Annotated in this window: 16 protein-coding genes; 7 read left to right on the forward strand and 9 right to left on the reverse strand. The window is 66.6% G+C overall.

Translation table 11 applies throughout. The features are described 5' to 3' along the window. Nucleotides 1–14 precede the first annotated feature (14 nt). The 3 genes from C4N9_RS19050 to C4N9_RS19060 all read right to left on the reverse strand — a co-directional run bounded on the left by C4N9_RS19050 (nucleotide 15) and on the right by C4N9_RS19060 (nucleotide 3183). Entirely contained in the window at nucleotides 15–1394 is a 1380-nt protein-coding gene (locus C4N9_RS19050) for an aminomethyltransferase family protein (protein ID WP_109534949.1), read from the reverse strand. 118 nt (nucleotides 1395–1512) lie between these two features. Continuing rightward, nucleotides 1513–2319, reverse strand: coding sequence for an IclR family transcriptional regulator domain-containing protein (locus C4N9_RS19055; protein ID WP_245902625.1), 807 nt, complete (start codon nucleotides 2317–2319; stop codon nucleotides 1513–1515). A 6-nt stretch (nucleotides 2320–2325) separates the two neighbouring features. Then, on the reverse strand, nucleotides 2326–3183 hold the full coding sequence (locus C4N9_RS19060; RefSeq protein ID WP_109534950.1) for a dioxygenase family protein: 858 nt from the start codon (nucleotides 3181–3183) through the stop codon (nucleotides 2326–2328). A 112-nt stretch (nucleotides 3184–3295) separates the two neighbouring features. Here C4N9_RS19060 and C4N9_RS19065 point away from each other — a divergent pair, with 112 nt between their 5' ends. The 5 genes from C4N9_RS19065 to C4N9_RS19085 all read left to right on the forward strand — a co-directional run bounded on the left by C4N9_RS19065 (nucleotide 3296) and on the right by C4N9_RS19085 (nucleotide 9718). Beyond that, nucleotides 3296–4111, forward strand: a complete 816-nt coding sequence (locus tag C4N9_RS19065) for a citryl-CoA lyase (RefSeq protein ID WP_109534951.1) — start codon at nucleotides 3296–3298, stop codon at nucleotides 4109–4111. Further along, nucleotides 4108–5250 carry a CaiB/BaiF CoA transferase family protein gene (locus C4N9_RS19070; RefSeq protein WP_109534952.1) on the forward strand — a complete coding sequence of 381 codons (1143 nt, stop codon included), beginning with the start codon at nucleotides 4108–4110 and terminating at the stop codon, nucleotides 5248–5250. The genes C4N9_RS19065 and C4N9_RS19070 overlap by 4 nt, the downstream gene beginning before the upstream one ends. A gap of 27 nt (nucleotides 5251–5277) precedes the next feature. After that, entirely contained in the window at nucleotides 5278–6171 is an 894-nt protein-coding gene (locus tag C4N9_RS19075) for an MBL fold metallo-hydrolase (RefSeq protein WP_109534953.1), read from the forward strand. Nucleotides 6172–6262: 91 nt separating this feature from the next. Continuing rightward, nucleotides 6263–7306, forward strand: coding sequence for a TAXI family TRAP transporter solute-binding subunit (locus C4N9_RS19080; protein ID WP_109534954.1), 1044 nt, complete (start codon nucleotides 6263–6265; stop codon nucleotides 7304–7306). A 60-nt stretch (nucleotides 7307–7366) separates the two neighbouring features. Beyond that, nucleotides 7367–9718: a TRAP transporter large permease subunit gene (locus C4N9_RS19085; protein ID WP_109534955.1), complete on the forward strand. Its 2352-nt coding sequence runs from the start codon at nucleotides 7367–7369 to the stop codon at nucleotides 9716–9718. A gap of 60 nt (nucleotides 9719–9778) precedes the next feature. Here the strand turns inward: C4N9_RS19085 and C4N9_RS19090 are convergent, their stop codons facing one another. Then, complete coding sequence (locus C4N9_RS19090; protein ID WP_109534956.1) at nucleotides 9779–11095, reverse strand: malonyl-CoA decarboxylase; 1317 nt, start codon at nucleotides 11093–11095, stop codon at nucleotides 9779–9781. A gap of 120 nt (nucleotides 11096–11215) precedes the next feature. Here C4N9_RS19090 and C4N9_RS19095 point away from each other — a divergent pair, with 120 nt between their 5' ends. After that, nucleotides 11216–11893, forward strand: a complete 678-nt coding sequence (locus tag C4N9_RS19095; RefSeq protein WP_109534957.1) for a GntR family transcriptional regulator — start codon at nucleotides 11216–11218, stop codon at nucleotides 11891–11893. 11 nt (nucleotides 11894–11904) lie between these two features. Here C4N9_RS19095 and C4N9_RS19100 read toward each other — a convergent pair whose 3' ends face one another. The 5 genes from C4N9_RS19100 to C4N9_RS19120 form a co-directional block, all read right to left on the reverse strand. Beyond that, entirely contained in the window at nucleotides 11905–12960 is a 1056-nt protein-coding gene (locus C4N9_RS19100) for an ABC transporter ATP-binding protein (RefSeq protein WP_109534958.1), read from the reverse strand. Further along, nucleotides 12960–14681: an ABC transporter permease gene (locus tag C4N9_RS19105; RefSeq protein ID WP_109534959.1), complete on the reverse strand. Its 1722-nt coding sequence runs from the start codon at nucleotides 14679–14681 to the stop codon at nucleotides 12960–12962. Before C4N9_RS19105 ends, C4N9_RS19100 begins: the two co-directional genes overlap by 1 nt. 59 nt (nucleotides 14682–14740) lie before the next feature. Further along, nucleotides 14741–15796 carry an ABC transporter substrate-binding protein gene (locus C4N9_RS19110; RefSeq protein ID WP_109534960.1) on the reverse strand — a complete coding sequence of 352 codons (1056 nt, stop codon included), beginning with the start codon at nucleotides 15794–15796 and terminating at the stop codon, nucleotides 14741–14743. 69 nt (nucleotides 15797–15865) lie between these two features. After that, complete coding sequence (locus C4N9_RS19115) at nucleotides 15866–16804, reverse strand: NAD(P)/FAD-dependent oxidoreductase (RefSeq protein ID WP_109534961.1); 939 nt, start codon at nucleotides 16802–16804, stop codon at nucleotides 15866–15868. 4 nt (nucleotides 16805–16808) lie between these two features. Beyond that, the gene (locus C4N9_RS19120) at nucleotides 16809–18479 is read right to left on the reverse strand and encodes a UGSC family (seleno)protein (protein WP_109534962.1); all 1671 of its coding nucleotides are present in this window, start codon (nucleotides 18477–18479) and stop codon (nucleotides 16809–16811) included. Between the two features lie 108 nt (nucleotides 18480–18587). Here C4N9_RS19120 and C4N9_RS19125 point away from each other — a divergent pair, with 108 nt between their 5' ends. After that, nucleotides 18588–19541, forward strand: coding sequence for a LysR family transcriptional regulator (locus C4N9_RS19125; protein ID WP_109534963.1), 954 nt, complete (start codon nucleotides 18588–18590; stop codon nucleotides 19539–19541). Nucleotides 19542–19643: the final 102 nt, after the last annotated feature.

Raw genomic sequence — 19643 nt, forward strand, 5'->3', positions numbered from 1 at the left:
AACGGGTGAGGGGCTCAGCCCTCGGTCTTGTTGGTCTTGGCGTAATAGGGCACCGGCGCGATGGTCGCGCGGATCTCGGCCACGTCGTGAGCCTCGACCGTGCGGCGGCGGCTGTCGGGTTCGCCCCAGAGCAGCGTCACTTCCTTGCCGATCTCGCAATGCTCCAGATCCATCAGCGCGGTCGACAGGATGGCGCCCGCATTGGACGAATAGCTCATCCAGTTCGACACGCCCGCAGGCTTGCCCCCCGCCAGTACCTGATCGGCCTGGAACGACGAATACATCGGCACCGGCAACGAGATGAACTTCGTGCGCGGGCCGTCATTGCGCAACGAGTTCTGCAGCACGCGGAACACGTCGTCATTGTTCCAGATCAGCGTCATCTTGCGGCGCTTCTGGTTCTGCTTCTTCTCGACCAGCGCATCGCGCCCGATGAAGTCGTGGTTCAGGTTCACCAGCGTGCCATAGCCCACCTCGTAGGGTTCGACGTAATAATCGTCGATCCGGTCCGAGACGAAGCTGCCGCCCAGCGAGCCCGCCGCTTCGAAGCTTTGCGCGGGGATCCAGCGGCGATACTCGGCCATCGTGTCGCCTTCGTAGATCGCCGGCAGCGGGCGCGGCATCCAGCCCGATTCCTGCGCCGCCGTGCCGTAGGTCACCGAACCGGCCTTGCGCAGGTCGTATTTCTCGCCCACGCGCTCGACCGCCTCGCGCACGGCGGCCTGATCGTCCCAGTCGCCGTACAGCTCGAAACCCGGCGTGCTGGCCATGCCATGACGCACGGCGCGCACGTCGCGGCCGGCGATCTTGAAGGCGCCCATGTGGAAGAACTTGATCTCGGGCAGCGTACCCTCGGTCACTTCCTGCATCAGTGCCAGCGCGTTCGGGCCCTGAAGCTGGAAGCGGAACACGTCGCGGCGCTCGCGCGGGCGGATGAAGTTCTCGTCGCGGGTGACGGTGACGTTCAGGTCGGTCTTGGTCGCGTTGAACTCGACCCAGTTGGCCGCCGTGGGCGGGCCGACGACGCGCATGAAATCGGGCTCTTCGCGGAACAGCACCGCGTCCGAGATCATCCGCCCGTCGGGGCCGCACATGACGATCTGCTTGGCGCGCATGACGTCGAAATTGTCGGCGCGGTTGGTCATCAGCCCGGCCATGAAGGCCAGCGCATCGGCGCCGCGCACATGCACTTCGGTCATGTGATAGCTCTGCTCAAGCATCGCCACGCTGTGCTTCCAAGCCCGCTGTTCGTCGCGCCAGTTGGTGAATTCGGGCGGGATGCCCGGGAAGATCGTCGTGCCCAGCTGCGAGCTGCGCAACAGGCTGATCGGTCCGCCGGCGGCATCGAGCGCATCCTGCAAGCTCGCCGGGGCGAAGGTCTGGGGTCTGTTCATGAAGTCCTCCCGTAGCATGATCTGGGTTTAATATTTCGCATTGCGAAAATTCTTGCCTATAACGAAAAGTACGCAGGGCGGCCGATCCCGTCAAGCCTGTTTGCGGCTTGGTGGATCGTCAGCCGCCGAGAACGGCGCGCAGGGTCGGAAAGCGGGTCAGCTGCGCCGAAATGGACGAGGCGACACTGCGCAGCTCGGACAGCCGGTCGCGCACCAGGTCCTCGGGTGTCAGCATCCCGGAATAGCCCGAACTGTTGAGCGCCGCGACCGTGCGGCCCTGTTCGTTCAGGATCGGGACCGCGATGGCGGTGATCCCGTAGTCGAGCTGATCCACCGTCGTCGCGAATCCCTGTTCGCGCACGCGCAGCACCTCGTCGCGCAGCGCGCCCTTGTCGGCCAGCGTACGTGAGGTCAGCGGCACCGGCTCCAGCGCGTCGAGCCATGCGTCGAGCGTGGCATCATCCAGCCCGGCCAGCATCACCCGGCCTATCGAGGTGGCGAAGGCCGGATAGCTGGCCCCCACCACCGCCGAGGCACGGCGCGCACGCTGCTGGGAATAATGCGCGACGTAGATGACGTTGTGTTCGTTCAGCGTCCCGACCGAGGCCGCGTCGCCGAATTGCTCGACCAGCCGCCGGAGGTCGGGCAGGATGATCTCGTCCACCCGCGTCGCGAAATAGAACGACGATCCCAGCGCCATGACCTTGGGCTTCAGATGGAACCGCTTGGCGTTCTGGCCCACATAGCCCAGCTCGATCAGCGTGATCAGGCTGCGCCGGGCGGCGGCGGGCGAGACGTTCACCTTCCGCGCGACCTCGGACAGGGTCATCTCGCTGTGGCTGGCGTCGAAGGCTTCGAGCACGGCGATGCCCTTGGCCAGAGCCTCGACAAAGCCTGCCGGTCTTTCGATGTCGTCGTCGTCCAAGTCGTCTCAGCCTTCCGGTGCCAGCACGAAATCGAATTCGATCACGGCATCGGGCTGCTTGTCCAGCGCGTAGCCCAGCTTGTCCAGATCCTTGGCGGGCTTGATATCCGCGACCAGCGACCGGCGGACCCCGAACACGGCGTCATTGTCGAGATACTCGGTATTCCTGAAGAAGATCTCGGTCGTGATGCCCGCCATGCGCGGCGCGGTGACGATGAAATGCATATGCGGCGCGCGCCATGCGTGGCGGTTGCCCGCGCGAAGAAGATCGCCCACGGGGCCGTCATAGGGCACGGTATAGGGTTTGGGCAGCACGGTGGTGTAATAGTACCGCGCATTCTCGTCGCAGGAGAATTTGCCGCGCAGGTCGTATTTGTCCTGCCCTTCCTCCTGGATCGGATAGGTGCCCGCCGAATCGGCCTGCCAGGTGTCGATCACGGCGCCGGGCAGGGGGTTCTTCAGCGTGTCGGTCACGCGGCCATGGACCAGCACCACGACCCCGTCGCGCCCGTCGCCCAGGTCTGCGCCAAGCGTCTTGGCGGGTGCGTTGTCCAGATAGAACGGGCCCAGATTGGACCCTTCGGTCGCGCCGCCCCGCGTGTTGATCATGTCGACCAGCGCCGACCAGCCCAGCACGTCCGACAGCAGGATGAATTCATGCCGTTCGGGCGTCGAGATCTGGCCGCAGCGATACAGGAAGTCCAGCGCCGCCATCCATTCCTCGTGGGTGACGTTCTGCTCGCGGGTGAAATCGTGGAGATGCTGGATCAGCCCATGAAGCAGCCCCTCGAACCGGCTGTCCGGCTCGGTCTTGAACGAATCCTTCACCGCCTGCGTGATGGTGAACTGGTTGATGTCCCTCATATGCGTCTCCCGCGCTCCCTGAACATGGCCCAACAAAGTGGCTTGACGAAGCCTAATCCGCACCCTTAGGCTTCGGCAAGAGAAAAAGTTTTCGCAATACGAAAAGAATGACATGCGGATCGGAAAACAATCCCAGCCTTACACGGCCATCGCCACTTCGGACGCGCATTCCATCACGGTGCGCGGCAAGGACCTGTGCCACGACCTGATCGGCAAGATCGGCTTTACCGATTATTTCTGGCTGCTGGTCATCGGCGAGATGCCCAGCGACGCGCAGCGCCAGATGCTCGATGCCTGCCTTGTCGCGATTGCCGAACACGGGCTTGTGCCCAGCGTACAGGCCGCGCGCATGACGCTGGCCGCGGGCCCCGAGGCCTGGCAGGGCGCGATGGCGGCGGGGCTCCTGGGCATGGGCACGGTGGTCGCGGGTTCGACCGAAAGCGCGGGGCAATTCCTGCACGCGGTTCTGTCGGATGCGCATGGCGACGATATCGCCGCCTCGGCGCAGGATCACCTGACCACGCTGAAGGCCGCGCGCCAGAAGGTACCGGGTCTTGGCCATCCGCAACATGCCAGCGGCGATCCGCGCGCGAACCGGCTGCTGGAACTGAGCGACGAGTTGGGCATCTCCGGCCGCTATGTCGAGGTGCTGCGCGTGCTGGGCGAGACCGCGCCCGGTATCATGGGCCGTCCGCTGCCGATCAACGTCTCGGGCGCCATTCCGGCGGTGATCCTGGATGCGGGCTGGCCGCTGGAAGCGCTGAAGGCGGTGCCGCTTCTGGCCCGCGCGGCGGGGCTGTCGGCGCATCTGTACGAGGAAAGCCTGCGCTCGATCGGGTTCATCATGTCGAACCACGCCGACCAGGCCATCGCGTATGACGGGCTTCTGTCTGGCCGGGAAGACCCCAAGACGGAGGACGACGCATGAAGATCCTGAAGAAGATCCGCGTCGTCGAGCTGGGCACCTATATCACCGGGCCGGCAGCGGCGATGCATCTGGGCGATCTGGGCGCCGAGGTCATCAAGGTCGAACGTCCCGAGACGGGCGATCCCTTTCGGGCGTTCAAGGGCGGGCTCTATTCGCCGCATTTCCAGACCTATAACCGCAACAAGCGGTCCATCGCCCTGGATACCAAGCAGCCCGAGGATCTGGCGACCCTGCACGAGTTGGTCGCCACCGCCGATGTGTTCATCCAGAATTTCCGCCCCGGCGTGGCCGAGAAGCTGGGCGCGGGGGAAGACACGCTGCGCGCGCTCAATCCCGGCCTGATCTATTGCGCGATTTCGGGCTTCGGCCCGTCGGGTCCGGCGATGAACCGCCCGACCTTCGATTCCGTGGCGCAGGCCGCGGCGGGCTACCTGCGGCTGCTGACCCCGCCCGAGCGTCCGCGCGTGATCGGCCCGGCGATTGCCGATGCGGTGACGGGCCAATATGCGGCGATGGCGATCCTGGCGGCGCTGGTCGAGCGCGGCAGCACCGGGCAGGGGCGGCGCATCGACATCTCGATGCTCGAGGCGATGTGCCATTTCAACCTGGACAGCTTCACCCATTACTACAGCGCGGGCGAGGTCATGGGCCCGCTGTCGCGCCCCGTCGTGTCGCAAAGCTACACGTTCGAATGCGCGGACGGGAAATGGATCGCGTTCCACCTGTCGTCACCCGTGAAGTTCTGGGAGGGGCTTCTGGACGCGACGGGCATGCAGGCACTGGGCGAGGACCCGCGCTTTGCCGAGCGGCTGTCGCGGATCGAGCATCAGGACGAACTGATCGACGCCTTCGCCCCGGTATTCGCCCGAGAGACGCGCGACGAATGGTGCGCGCGGCTGGAAGCGGCGGGCGTGCCCTATTCCCCCGCCTATGACAGCGACGAGGCGCTGGAGGATCCGCAGGCGCGGCATCTGGGGATCAAGGTTGCCGTTCCGGGCGTGATGGCGGACACGTTCACCACCGTGCGCCCGCCCTACAATTTCGATGGCGAGGCCGAAACGGACCTGACCGCGCCGCCGCTTCTGGATGCCGATGGCGAGGCGATCCGCCGCGAACTGAAAACCCGCAGCGCCGGCTGATCCGGTGCGCGAGGGAGGACCAAAACCATGACGGACGACGTGCTGAAAGTGACCCTACTGGGCACCGGCATTCCCAATCCCAGCATTCATGCCTTCGGTACTTCGACCCTGATCGAGGCGGGCGGCGAGAAGGTGATGATCGATTGCGGCCGCGGCGCGGTGATCCGCATGTCGCAGCTGGGTATCCCCGTGGGCTATGTCGATACGGTGATCCTGTCGCATTACCATTCCGACCATTATTCCGGGATCTTCGACCTGCTCATGTCGGGCACCATTCCTCAGGGCTGGGCCGGGCGCGGCGGGCCGCTGACGGTCTATGGCCCCGAGGGGCTCGAGGATCTGGCCGAGGGCGCATGGCAGGCGACGCGCCCCGACCGCACGATCCGCGTCAATGACAACGAGATCGACCCCGAGCACATGCGCATCATTCCGCATGTCTATACCGAGGGCGTGGTCTATGACCGCGGCGGCCTGGTGATCCGGGCGATCCTTGTCGATCACGGCGACAATATCCCCTCGGCCTATGGCTTCCGGGTGGAATACAAGGGCCGCGTCTTCGTCCATTCGCACGACACGCGCTACAACGAGAACCTGATTTCGCAGGCCAAGGGCGCGGATGTCTTCATCCATGAAATCGCCGCCGCGCGTGACACCACGCTGGCGAATTACCCCAAGGTGAAGGTGGCGATCGACCACCATGCCTCGCCCACCGATGTGGGTCGGGTCTTTGCCCAGACCCAGCCGCGCCTTGCGATGCTGACCCATCTGGCGCTGTTGCCGCCCGATCCGCTGCCGATGGACGACCTGCTGTCGGAACTGGCGGCGGAATATGACGGCATCGTGCTGGTGGCCGAGGACCTCATGACCATCCGCATCGGCGCCAATATCTCGGTCGAGCCCTACAGGCATCCGGCGCGATGAAACCAGCGGCCCGGCGCTGAGGGAGTGGTGGCCGGGCCGGAATGACGACGGCGACCCATCGGGTCCGCCACGCAAAACAAGGGAGGACGGAATGAACAGACTTGCAGCAACCGCCACGCTGGCGCTGGGCCTGACGGGCCAGATGGCAGCCGCGCAGGAGAACCTGACCGCGATGACCTCGACGCCCGGGGTCGCGGTGCATCTGACCATCGCGCATCTGGCCGAGGTCGCCTCGGAGCGCGGCATCGCCAATATCCAGATCACGCTGGGCCAGACCGGCGTCAATGCCACGCTCGCGGTGGCCGAAGGGCGCACCGATATCGGCATCTGCCCTTTCATCCTGCCGTTCCTGATGTCGCGCGGCGTCGGACCTTTCGCCGATATGGGCGCCGAGCGGGGCGCCGAACTGGCCGAGAACCTGCGCGTGCTCTACCCCTATTCCTTCGGCGCCTACACGCTTTACGGCTACGACACCGCCGGCGTCGGCGGATGGGATGATCTGGAAGGCCGCCGGGTGCTGGACGGCCCGCCCCGGGGTGCCGCCACGAACGAGGCGCGTTCGCTCATCCAGGTGATGACCGGGCTCGAGGCCGGAGCGGGCTTTACCGCCGTCGAAAGCGACTGGTCGCAGATGGCGACGACGATCACCGAGGGCTCGGTCGACGTGGCGCTGCTGCCCGAATTCATCCCCTCGGACCGCCCGCTTCAGGCGCTGTCGGCGGGACGGATGAATTTCTATTCGATTCCGATCGAGCAATTCGAAAGCGAAGCGGTGCAGCGCGTGCTGACCGCGCCGGGGTCGGCGCCCTTCACGCTGACGGCCGAGCAGATGGCCGCTCTGGGCGAGAACGCGCATGTCGTGTCCGAGGACGGGGTCTTCCGGACGCGCGGCTCGGTGGGCGGCAATTGCGTCAACGCGGCGATGGACGAGGAACTGGCCTATCAGCTGACCCGCGCGCATATCGAGACGCTCGACCAGATCTACGAAAAGGCGCTCTATGCCCGCAATGTCGGGTTCGAGAATCTCGACCCCGTGGCCTCGGGCATGTGCGGTCTGAACCCCGTTCGCTATCATCCCGGCGCGGTGCGCGCCTGGGAAGAAGCGGGTTACGACGTACCCGATTGCGCCCAGTGACGCCCGTCGGGCCCGCCCTTGGTGGCGGGCCCGCGCGCCCCGCATCGACGTGAGCGAGTGATGGAAACCGAACAACCTGTGCTCCGGCCGATGACGCGCCGGATCGTGTTCTTCATGGCGCTGGTCTTCGTGATCACCGGCATGATCAACTCTACCCCGGCGATCCCCGGATGGGATGCGTTCTGGCGCGATCTGACCGGCTGGGACTGGCTGGAAGTCCGCCGCTTTCCCTATGAATACTACTATCCCATCGCCTTTGCCTGGATGATGATCATCGTCGCGCTCTGGCATTCGTGCTGGCGCGAATGGCAGGACAAGGGGGCAGCGAAACGACGGCTGGGGCTGGCGCTGGACATCGCGCTGGTGACGGCGGCGATTGCCATTTCCGCCACCTACCTGATCGAGAACGAGGCCGTCTGCCTGATCGACGTGATCACCGGCGAACGCGCGGCACTGATCGAACGGGCGCTGGCCGCCGAGCGCGAGGTCGCGCTGGCCCTGGGCCTGCCTGCGCCCAGCAGCATCGACGACCCGCGTTGCCTGGCCACGACGGGGCCTTGGATCACGCTGATCGTCGGCCTCGCCGTCATTGTCTTCCTTGCCTATAACGCGCAGGTCTGGGGCTTCTCGCTGGTCATGGTGTCGATCGCGCTGGCCGCCTATGCCATCGCCACGGTGCTGATCTGGTACTGGTTCGGCTCGGACGGGATGAACCGCTACCTGATTACCGAGCTGGGCGGCGAGCCGCGTTCGCTGGCGGACGGGCGATACCGGCTGCAGGACCTGTTGACGAATCAGGGATCGGGCCTGCTGGGCCAGTTCCTGCACATCATGCTGAACACGGTCTTTCCCTATATCGTATTGGGCTCGCTTCTGTCGGTCTCGGCGGGCGGGCGGGCGCTGATCAAGCTGGCCGTGGTCTCGACCCGAAAGCTGCGGGGCGGGGCGGCCCATGCCGCCATCGTGGCCTCGGCGCTGTTCGGCACCACGACCGGCACGCCGGTGGTCAACGTGCTGGGCACCGGCACCATCACCATTCCGATGATGATCCGCGGCGGCTTTTCCAAAAGCTATGCCGGCGGGATCGAGGCCGCGGCCTCGTCCGGCGGGCAGGTGATGCCGCCGATCATGGGCATTGCCGCCTTCGTTCTGGCGGCGATGACGGGCGTGCCCTATCGCGACGTGGCCATCGCCGCCGCGATCCCGGCGGTGGCGTATTTCCTGTGCATGTTCCTGTCAGTGATGTTCCAGGCCCGGCGCCAGAACATCCCCGCCGTGGGCGAGGTCCCGCCCGAGCTGCGCCTGACGCGCCGCGACCTGCTGTTGCTCACCCAGATCTTCGTGCCCCTTGCGCTGATCATCGTGCTGCTGCTGGTGCCCAAGGATGCCATCGGCTGCGATCCGCTGAGCCTTGCGCTGGGCGCGGTGGCGGTCGAGGGGCCGAACGGCATCTGCCGGGCGGAAAACCTGCCCTGGATCATGCAGCTTATCCAGAACACGCTGGGCGATGCGGGCTCGACCGGCTGGTGGGCGGCCATCGTGCTGATGGTCATGCTGTTCATCGACCCGCTGTTCCGCCGTCAGCCGCGCCTTCTGGCCGATGCGCTGGCGCAGGCCGGGATCACCTCGGCGGGGTTGTACCTGATGTTCCTGGCCGTTTCGGTGATCGATATCAGCCTGAACCTGACCGCGCTGCCCAGCTTCGTGGCGCTCGATATCCTCGGCTGGCTGCGGGCGCTGGATCTGGGCAACGGCGCGCCGGTGCTGTTCCAGTTCGTGGCGCTGGGCGTGACGATGGTGCTGGCGATCCTGCTTGGCATGGGGATGCCGGCGGTGCCGGCCTATGTGAACGCGGCGCTGCTGATGGGGCCGCTTCTGGTGGGGCTGGGCATGGCGCATTTCACCGCGCATATGTTCATCTTCTACTTCGCCTGCGTCAGCGCCATCACGCCGCCCGTCGCGGTGGCCTCCTATGCGGCTTCGACCATCGCCAAGTCGGACCCGGTGGGGACCTCGTTCTCGGCGGTGCGATCGGGGATCGTGATGTTCGTCATCCCGTTCATCTTCGCGTTCAACCCCGAGATCCTGCTGGTGCAGGCGGCGGTGCTGAACCCTGACGGGGCCTCGGGCGGAGAGCGGTTCCTGCCGGGCTATGACGGGGAGTTCCACCTGATGGCGTTGCTGTGGCTGCTCGCGCGGCTGGGGTTGTCGCTGTACCTGCTGGCCAGTGCGCTGGCGCGGTTCGATCAGCGGCGCCTGCTGCCGCCCGAAGTGGCGGGGCGGTTGCTGCTGGCGCTTCTGGTGCTGTCGGGCAACCCGGCGCTTCAATGGCCGGCTGTGGCGTGCGGGGCGGCGCTGCTGGTCTGGCACCGGCTGCGCGCGGGGCGGCCTCCGGCCCCGCTGACAAGCTGAGAAACCGACACGGCCCGCGCAGAGAGATCCGCGCGGGCCGTCGCTTTCGGCGTCGCCGGTTCAGGCGCGCGCGGGCAGGGCCTTGCGCACGGCATCCGACGCCACGACCTCGCCGCGCTCGGCAAAGGCTTCGTGATTGCGCTCGATATCGGCGGGCGTGTAGCGGTAATTCACCATCAGCCCATGCGATTGCCCAAGCCCGTTCGCGGAAAGATCGCCGCCCGGATTGAGCCGTTGCAGGCTGGCGCCGTTGCCCAGATGGAAGCGCGCGACCGGGTCGACGACGCGGCCCCGGGCATCGCGGGCACGCAGGAAATAGAGCGCGGCGGCGGACAGGATCGCGGCTTCGGGCGCGGGGTCGGAGGCGTCGAGCGCCTGCCGCAACTGCTCGGGCAGGACGCTGTCGCTGTCCTTGCGCGCCGCGTCCAGCCAGCGGGCGAAACCCGGCACCGGCGAGAGCGTGACGAAGTCGCGCAGTTCGGGCCATTCCGCGCGCAGAAGCTCGACCACCTGCTTGATCAGGAAATTGCCGAACGACACCCCGGCCAGCCCGCGCTGGGTGTTCGAGATCGAATAGAACACCGCCGTCGTCGCCTGTTCGGGCTCGACCGGCACGCGGTCCAGATCCAGAAGCGGCGCGATGGCGGCGGGGATTTCCGTGGTCAGCGCGACCTCGACGAAGATCAACGGCTCGCCGGGCAGTTGCGGGTGAAAGAACGCATAGCAGCGCCGGTCGCGCGGTTTCAGCCGGTTGCGCAGATCGTCCCAGTTGCGGATTTCGTGCACGGCCTCGTAACGGATGATCTTTTCCAGGATCGAGGCGGGCGTGTCCCAGTCGATCTGTTGAAGGTTCAGGAAGCCGCGATTGAACCACGAAGTGAAGAGATGCAGGAAATCGGCATTCACCCCGGCCAGTTCGGGCATCGACGGCAGGATGTCGAGCAGGTCGGTCCGCATCTGCAACAGCGTGCCGGTCCCGCCGGGGGCAAGGTTTAGGCGGCGGAACACTTCCTGCCGCCGGGGCTCCGTGGCCGCGTGCAGCGCCTCCAGCGCCCGTGGCGCGCCCTCGTGGAACGCGCGGATCGCGGCGTCGCTGCGGTCGGTATCGGGGCCGAAATCGCGCGCAAGACGCCCGAGGAAGGCGTGGCGCTCTGCGGGCGCGGCGCCCAGATAGCCGGCGGCCAGACTGGCCGCGAGGGCCCCGCCCGCAGCCTGACCGCGCCGCGACAACAGCACCTCGGCCAGTTGCGCCAGATCGTCGGCGCGGGCTTGCGGGGCTTCGTCGCGACGGCCCAGAAGCAGGCGCCCGCGTTCGCCCAGAAGGTCGAGGATTTCGCCCAGAAAGCCGGGGCCGTCGGCGCGGAACGGATTGAACATGCGGACTCCTCGCCCCCGTCGGGGGACCTTATGCGCGATAGTAGCGCTGATATATATATCATCAAGTCCTTTCTATATCTCTTTCCCCGGTGCTAGGATCGCTGAAAAACGGATGATCCTGTGCCCAGCCCGGCGAATACAGCCTCGACCACCCAGCGCATCCGGCAGGCGCTGGAAAATGCCATTCTGAAAGGCGAACACCGCCCCGGCGCGCGGCTCGACCCCGAGGCGCTGGCGCGGCAATTCGCCTGTTCGCGCACGCCGATCCGCGACGTGCTGCAACAGCTCGAAGCCTCGGGTCTGGTGCAGGTGCAACCCAAGCGCGGCACCTTCGTCACGGAATGGAGCTTCGAGGAACTGGCCGAGCGTTTCGAGATGATGGCCGAGGTCGAAGCCAGCTGTGCCCGGCTCGCTGCCCGCCGGATCACCGAGCCCGAGCTGAAAGCCTTCACCGCCGCCCATGAAGCCTGCCGCAAGGCCGCGCGTTCGGGCGATGCCGAGGCGTATTATCAGGCCAATACCGACTTCCATTGCTGCCTGTACACCGCGACGCATAACAGCTTCCTGCGGGACGAGGCCCTGCGCCTGCACCGGATGCTGCAGCCCTACAGGCGGTTGCAGCTGCGCGGGCGCAACCGGATCGCCAATTCGCTGTCCGAGCATGAATCGATCCTCGACGCGGTGCGCCGGGGCGATGCCGAGGGCGCAGGGCAGGCCACCTACGCGCATATCCTTGTGCAGGGCGACCGCTTCCACGACCTGATCGCCGCCGTGCGCAGCGCTGCCGCCGACGCCTGACGCGGGCCCTGCTACAGGATCTGCACGACCTGGTCACTGGACGCCCGTGCCCAGACCGGCGCGCCAAGCGCGTAGACCTCGTGCGGGCGGGCGGTGATGCGCAGTTCCAGCCCGGCATCCGAGCGGAAGACGTAATCCCATGTCTCTCCCAGGAAAGCCCGCCCGGCGATCGTGCCTTTCAGTTTCAGCGCGTTGTCGGTGACGGGTTCTTCGGCACTCAGATGCAGCGATTGCGGGCGTACCGAGATGAAGACCTCGGGCTCGGCGCCGGTAAAGGCCGCGCCGGGCAGGGTGAAGCCGTCGAAATCCACGCCCTGCGCGCCGCGCCGCCCGGTGATCTGGTTCGTGCGCCCGATGAAACCCGCGACGAAACGGGTTCGGGGCTTGGTGTAGATCTCGTAGGGGGTGTCGATCTGCTCGACCCGGCCCTGATTGATGACGGCGATCCGGTCCGAGGTGACCATCGCCTCGCTCTGGTCGTGGGTGACATAGACCGAGGTGATGCGGAACTCGTCATGGATGCGCTTTATCTCGAAACGCATGTCCTCGCGCAGCGAGGCGTCGAGATTGGACAGCGGCTCGTCCAGCAGCAACAGCTTGGGCCGGATCACCAGCGCGCGCGCCAGCGCCACGCGCTGCTGCTGGCCGCCCGACAATTCGGACGGATAACGGTCGGCCAAGGCGTTCAGGCGCACGGCTTCCAGCATCTCGCCGGTGCGGCGGCGGATCTCGGCCTTGTCGAGCTTGCGCAAATTCAGCCCGAAGGCCACGTTCTGCGCCACGGTCATGTTGGGCCAGATCGCGTAGCTCTGGAAGATCATCGACATCCCGCGCTTTTCCGGCGGCAGCGAACCGCGCGGGGACGAGACCTCGACCCCGTCCAGGATGATCGAGCCCGAGGTCGGCGCCAGGAAGCCCGCGATCATCCGCAAGGTCGTCGTCTTGCCGCAGCCCGACGGGCCCAGCAGCGACAGGAATTCGCCGGGCTGAAGCTCGATATTCACGTCCCGGACGGCATCCACCGCCCCGAACCGGCGTCCCAGGTCTTTCAGGATCAGACCCTGCATCAGCTTCTCCTCAGCATGAAATCGCGGCCCAGCAGCCTGACGCCGATCAGCACGATGAGGGCGATGATCAGCAACAGCACGCTGCCCAGGGCGGCGAGGCGTTCGAATGTTCCCTCTTCGCTCATGTCCAGCAGGACGACCGAGACGACGCGGGTATGGGGGCCGACAAGGAAGACGGCGGTGGACAATTCCTGCGCGGCGGGCACGAAGATCAGAATCCAGCCCGACGCCAGCGTGCGCTTGAGCAGCGGCGCCACGACCTTGCGGATCGCGGTGAACTGGCCACCGCCGAGGATGCGCACGGCCTCCTCCATTTCCGGGTTGATCGCCCGCACGCCATTGGTGCTGGTCGTGTAGGCGATGGGCAGGAAGCGCGTGGTAAAGGCCAGGATCAGGATGATATAGGTGCCGTACAGCCCCACCGGCGGCAGCGCGTAGACGGCGTAAAAGCCGATGGCAAGCACGATGCCCGGAATGACGAAGGGCGACATGCACAGGAATGCCAGGACGCCCGCATGGGGCAGCAGGCGGCGCTGCACCACATAGGAAATCGACAGCGCAAGCGAGATGGCGAGCGTGGCCGCCGCGGCGCCGGTGGCGACGCTGGTGATCAGCGCCTGTTGCGAGCTGGAATGTTCGAACAGCACGTAGCGGAAATGTTCGAGCGTGAAATTGTCGAGGCTCAGCCCCGCGACCCAGCTATCGCTGAAAGCGGCCATGATGAGCACCAGAAGCGGCATCGCCACGGCCAGCAGCACGACCAGCATGACATAGCCGAACACGGCCCATTTCCACGCGCCCAGATCGGTCACGCGACGCTCGCCCCCCTTGCCGCCGACGGCGGTATAGCCCTTGCGCCCCAGCACCCGGCGCTGCAGCAGCAACAACCCGATGGTGATGCCCAGAAGCGGGATCGAATAGGCCGCGGCGACTTCGATGCGGACGGGGAAGGAAAAGAACTCGGCCAGCTGGATCACCACGACCGGGTAGCGCGCCGGAATCGAGATCAGCGCGGGCACGCCGTAAAGCGCGATGGACACAAGGAAGGTCAGAAGCGCACTGCCCAGGATCGTCGGCATGGCCATCGGCAGCGTGATCTTGAACGCGGTGCGGAAGGGGCCCGCGCCCAGGATATTGGCGGCGTCCTCCATCTCGGACGAGAGCAGCTCGAACGCCGCGCTGACGAGGATGAAGATGGTGAAGAACGTGCTCACCCCCATGACCAGAACGAGGCCCGGGAAGGTGAAGATATCGACCAGGGGGGCTTCCAGCCCGGTCAGCGCGGTCCAGGCCTGATTGATGAAGCCCGCATTGGGGCCCGCCAGCAGGATCCAGCCCACGCCGGTCAGGTAAGGCGGCATCAGGAACGAGCCGAACAGCGCGATCCGCACGAAGGTCCGGCCCGGCATATTGGTGCGCGTGCAGGCCCATGCGGTGGGCACCGCCAGCAGAACCGCCAGCACGGTCGAGGCCAGCCCCATCACCAGCGTGTTCCACAGCGCCTGAACATGGCGCGCGCGGCCATAGGCGGTGACGTAGTTTTCCAGCGTGAAGCCGCCGGTGGTGCCGTGGGTGAAGCTTTTCACCACAAGCATGGAAAGGGGCGCGATGATCAGTACCGCCAACGTCAGCGCCAGGGCCAGCCACGCTAGCTGATCGGGCCGGAAATGCGTCAGGCGGCGGGTCCGGGCGGGGGCCGGAGAATGAATTTCGGCGGTCATGGGGGCTCCGGGTCGCGGTCGGATGGGCCGGCCCCTGCTGCGGGGCCGGCCTGTCGGGATCAGATGCCGAAGATGTCGCGGAACATCTCGACCACGCGCTGCTGGTTCTCCAGCGACTCGGCCACCGAGACGGTCAGGACGTTGACCTCGGTCAGATCCGGCACGCCCTCGGGCGTCGCCACATCGGTGCGCAGCGGGTTGCGCCCCATCGAAGCCAGCCATTGCGAGAACTCGGTCGAGGCGAGGAACTCGGCGAACAGCCGCGCGCTGTTGGGGTTGGGCGCATCGGCCAGAACGGCGGCGGCGCTGGGCGGCAGGAACATGCCTTCCTCGGGCACCACCAGATCGACGGGCTTGCCGTCGCGCATCGCGTCGCGTCCCAGCGCCAGCGACGTCACGGTGAGCGAGCGCTCGCCCGTCGTCACCAGCGTGTAGCCATCGGCGATGGAGCGGCCGATCTGGGGATCATTGGCGGCAAGACCCTGAAAGAATGCCTCGCCGTAAAGCCGGTCCATGGCGATCGCCCATTGCCCGGCGCTGCCCGAGAAGCCCGGATGCGCGATGGCGATCTGGTCGCGCCAGCGCGGGTCGGTCAGGTCGTTCCACGAGCTGGGCACGTCCTCGGGCGCGACGATCTCGGTGTTGTAGACGAAGCCGAAGGGCGAGGTGCCCGACACGAAGTAATACCCGTCGGAATCGTTGAGCGCGGCCAGCGACGGCTCCATGCCCGACAGGTTCTCGGGCATGTATTGCGCCAGCCCGCCCAGAGCCTTGAATTCCTCGAAATCCGACACGCCGTTGGTCGAGACCACGTCGCCTTGCACCGCGCCCGCCTGGATTTCCTGCACCACGCGTTGCAGCGTGCTGGAGCCATTGGCGCGCACGGGGAAGCAGCCGACGCCCTCGTAGCGCTCGCTGAACAGCGCGCAGACCTGCTCGGCCTGCTCGGTTGTCAGCTGCGAGGTGTACCACGTCACGCCGTTTTCGGATTGCGCGGCCTCGTAGAGCGCGGTTTCGGTTTCGGTCAGATCCTGCGCCTGCAGGATCGACGCGGGTAGCAGCAGGCCGAACACGGCCAGCCCTGTCACGGGCACAAGCCTCTGGATAAGGGTCATGCTTTCTCCTCCCTGATATATGTCGCCCGCAGGCGACCTGATGCCGGGCTGTCCCCGGCTGGCGGCGGGTTATCCCTGTTGCCCTGCCGCCAGTCCCGTTTGCAGAAAGCCGAGCGCCGCGCGGGCGGCCTTCTGTCCGTCTTCCAGCGCTTCGGCCAGCAAAGCGCGGCTGCCCTGCCGGATGTCCCCGGCCGCGAACAGGCCCGGCGCCGTCGTCTCCATCCTCCCGGAAACGACCAGACGCCCGTCTTGGTCCCGTTCGGCCAGCCCTTCGGCCAGTGCCGTGCGCGGCGTGAGCCCGACATAGACGAAGAGCCCCCGCGCCGGCAGGACGCGTGTCCCGCCTCCGTCGCGCAGCACCACGCCTGTCATGCCGCTGTCATCGCCCTGTACCTCGATCACCTCGGTTTCGCGCAGCACGGTGATGTTTGGCTGCCCTGCAAGCGCGGTTTCCTGCCCCTGCGTCGCCCGGAATTCCGTCCCCCGCAGCACCAGCACCACCGATCCGACCATCGGCGCGAGAACCAGCGCCTCGTCCAGCGCGGAATCGCCGCCGCCGACCACGACCACCGTCTCGCCCCGGAAGAACCCGCCGTCGCAGGACGCGCAATGCGACACGCCCCGCCCGGCATAGGCGCTCTCGCCCGGTACCCCCAGCGCGCGGCGCTCGGATCCGCAAGCCAGGATCACGCAGCGCGCGTCCAAAGGCGTCCCGTCGACCGCTGCCCGCCAGCCGCCCGCGACGGGCGCCAGCGCAGCCACCTCGGACAGCACGAACTCGGCCCCGGCTTCGTCCGCGGCGTCCTGCAGCATCGGGCCCAGCTCGAACCCGCCAATCTCGTCATGGCCGGGAAAGTTGGTGATCCGGTCCACGGTCGCGACCTGTCCGCCCGGTCCCATCCGTTCGACCACCAGCACCTTTGCCCCCTCCGCAGCCGCCACCCGCGCGGCTTCCATCCCGGCCACGCCGGCGCCGACGATCAGGATATCCAGCGCCATCCCGCTCATGCCCTCAACGCCATTCGTCGATGCTGAGCGTCGCGTGACGCATCGCGCTGGCGATTTGCCAATAGCCGTTCGCCTCGCCGCCCACGACGATGGCGTTGATGCGCTCCTTGACGAATTTGTGGATCATCTCGTCGGGCGCCGCCTTCAGCCGCGAGGCGAAAGGCTCTTCGCCGAAGGTGGCGCGCGGATAGACGTAGTTCTGCACCAGCTGCAGGTCCCAGTATTCGCCCGCTTTCATCTTGCCCAGCTCGTGGATCCCGTCGATCAGCGCCGCCTTGTCCGCATAACCCGCCCGCTCGACGAATTGCCGCGCGCAGATCGGGTCGAGCAGCAGGCAGGGCGCGGTGATCGCCTCGGTGCCGCGCAGCATGTCGGCGACATGCTCGCGCCAATGCGTCTCGCGCAGGCCCAGGCTGTGGGTCACGGCGCGCAGGCCCTGAAAGATGGTGACGGTGCTGTCCTCGGCGCGGAAACCGTGCTGGACATGCAGCGGCTCCCAGGGGCTGGCCTCTTCGTTCTCGGCGAAGGTCACGCCCGAATAGCTGAAGGCGCTGCCCATCGAGCCCATATAGGACAGGCCCGGCTCGGACCCGCCCTGCAGGTTCTGCGACAACAGGCTGTAGGCCCGCCCGATCGTGGCATTGGCGTGGTTGTAGGGCCCCATCGCGCCGATGCCGCTGTTCATGCCGATCTCATGCCGGATCGGGCCGTTGACCACGACCATCGTCGCCACCGAGGACGAGGACGAGCGCCGCGACGAGTATTCCGACGCCGCCAGCGCCAGGATCACCGGGAAATACTCGGGACGCGCGCCGGCCATCACCGCGTTGATCGCGACCTTCTCGACCGTGTAGCTCCATGCGCCGCGATTGGGGGTGGGCTGCATCCGGCCGACAATCTCGTCGCGGTCGCGGCGGGTGCCGGCCAGCATCGCTTCGACCCGCGCCTCCGTGGGCAGCACGATGGGCAGGTAATCGGTCCAGTTATTGGCCTGATAGAGCTCATGCAGCGCGTCCTCGCTTTCCGCGCTGACAAGGCGCGGACGCGCGGGCGCGGCGGCGCGCGTGTCGGTGGCGGGGGCAAGCCCCCGGGTCAGCGCTTCCACGATCTCCTGCATCACCGGCGCGCCGCGCACCGGGTCGATCCCTTCGACATAGGCTTTCAGCTCGGCCGCGCTCTTGCCCATCACCGGCTGCGGCACGAAGACCAGCGGCGCCTGAGGCAGGCCGCCCATCTTCACCACCGACCGCACCACGCGGTCGAATTTCTCGGTATGCACGGCCACCGTCGGCACGCCGTATTTCGTCTCGAGTGTGATCGCATGGGTCGAAACGGCGGGCGCGCAGGTGCTGCAATGGCCGACCCCGATGATCGCCACGGCGCCCCTGTCGCGGATCTCTTCCCACAGATCGGGGTCGTCCTTGGCATAGGTCGAAGCCAGTTGCCGGATCTCGACCGTGACCGAGGGCATATGCGCGCCAAACCAGGCGGCGATCTGTTTGAGCAATTCGAGTGAATCGTCGAACCGGCTGTCCACAAGGTAAACGGTCGCCCCCTCCAGACTGGACGGACGCGGCGCGGGCTGCTTGCCGGTGACGACCGGCGGCGTGCCCGTCGGGTCCAGAGCCGTGATGGCACCCTGCGTGGTGATCGCCGTGGAATCGATGATGCTCATGGGGCCTCCGCTCTGCTGAGGGCACCCTAGCGTTGCGGGGCGGGGCAAAAAATTATAACAATTCGACGCCACATCTCTAAAAATTGTATAGCCAAAGGCGCCCGCCGCATGGATATCCGCCAGCTCCGCTATTTTCAGGCGATCTACGAACACGGCTCGCTTCTGGCGGCGTCGAAGCGCGTGCATGTCGCGACCACGGCGCTGAGCTATCACCTCGGGCGGCTGGAAGAGGAACTCGCCGCCCGGCTCTTCGAGCGCACGCCGCGCGGGCTGACGCCGACGGCGGCGGGCGAACGGCTGCATGGCCATGCCACGGCGATCCTGCGCGCGGTCGACATCGCGGTCGCCGACCTGCGGCAGGGCGACAAGGAGATCAGCGGCACGGTCCGCGTGGGCATGGCCTATTCGGCGGTCCGCGCGATCGGCGTGCCGCTGGCGCGCAAGATCCTCGGCGACCACCCGAAAGTGCAGCTCAGCCTCAACGAAAGCCTGTCGGGCGCGACCTTCCAGTCGCTGATGCGTGGCGAGGTCGACCTGGCGCTGGTCTACAACCCGCCCCCCGATAGCCGCATCGTCTCGCGCCCGCTTCTGGTCGAACGCATGGTCTGCGTCGGGCGAGAGGACCTGATCGGTCCGCCGGGTCTGCCGATCACGGTCGAGGAATTGCTGACGCTGCCCATCATCATGCTGCAGCAGGGCGTGTCATCGGGCGTGATCCTGACCGAGCTCGACCTGCTCAAGCGGATCGAGAGCCGGGCGGTGCTGAAGATGAACTCGATCCAGGCGATCTCGGGCGCGCTGCGCGAAAGGCTGGGCTGCACCATCGCCACCAAGCTCTCGGTCAATATCCCGGTGGCGGAGGGCGTGCTGTCCTACCGGCCCATCGTCGAGCCCAACCTGTCGCGCGAATTGTGCCTGTGCGAACCCGCCGGGGCGCCGCGCACCTATGTGCTGGAAACCGTGAAGACGATCCTGACCGGGTTGATCGTGGAAGCGGTGGAAAGCGGGGCATGGGAGGCCGAATTGCGGGGCGCCGACGGCAGCCCGGTCCCGGCGAACTGACCGCCCGCGCGTCCTTTTTTGCCGTTGCTCCCGAAGGCGGGGGATCCTCCCCCGGACCCCCTGGGATATTTGGGGAACAAAGATGGCGCGGCAGGCTTTCGT

The organism is Pararhodobacter marinus, assembly GCF_003122215.1.
GTDB lineage: Bacteria > Pseudomonadota > Alphaproteobacteria > Rhodobacterales > Rhodobacteraceae > Pararhodobacter > Pararhodobacter marinus.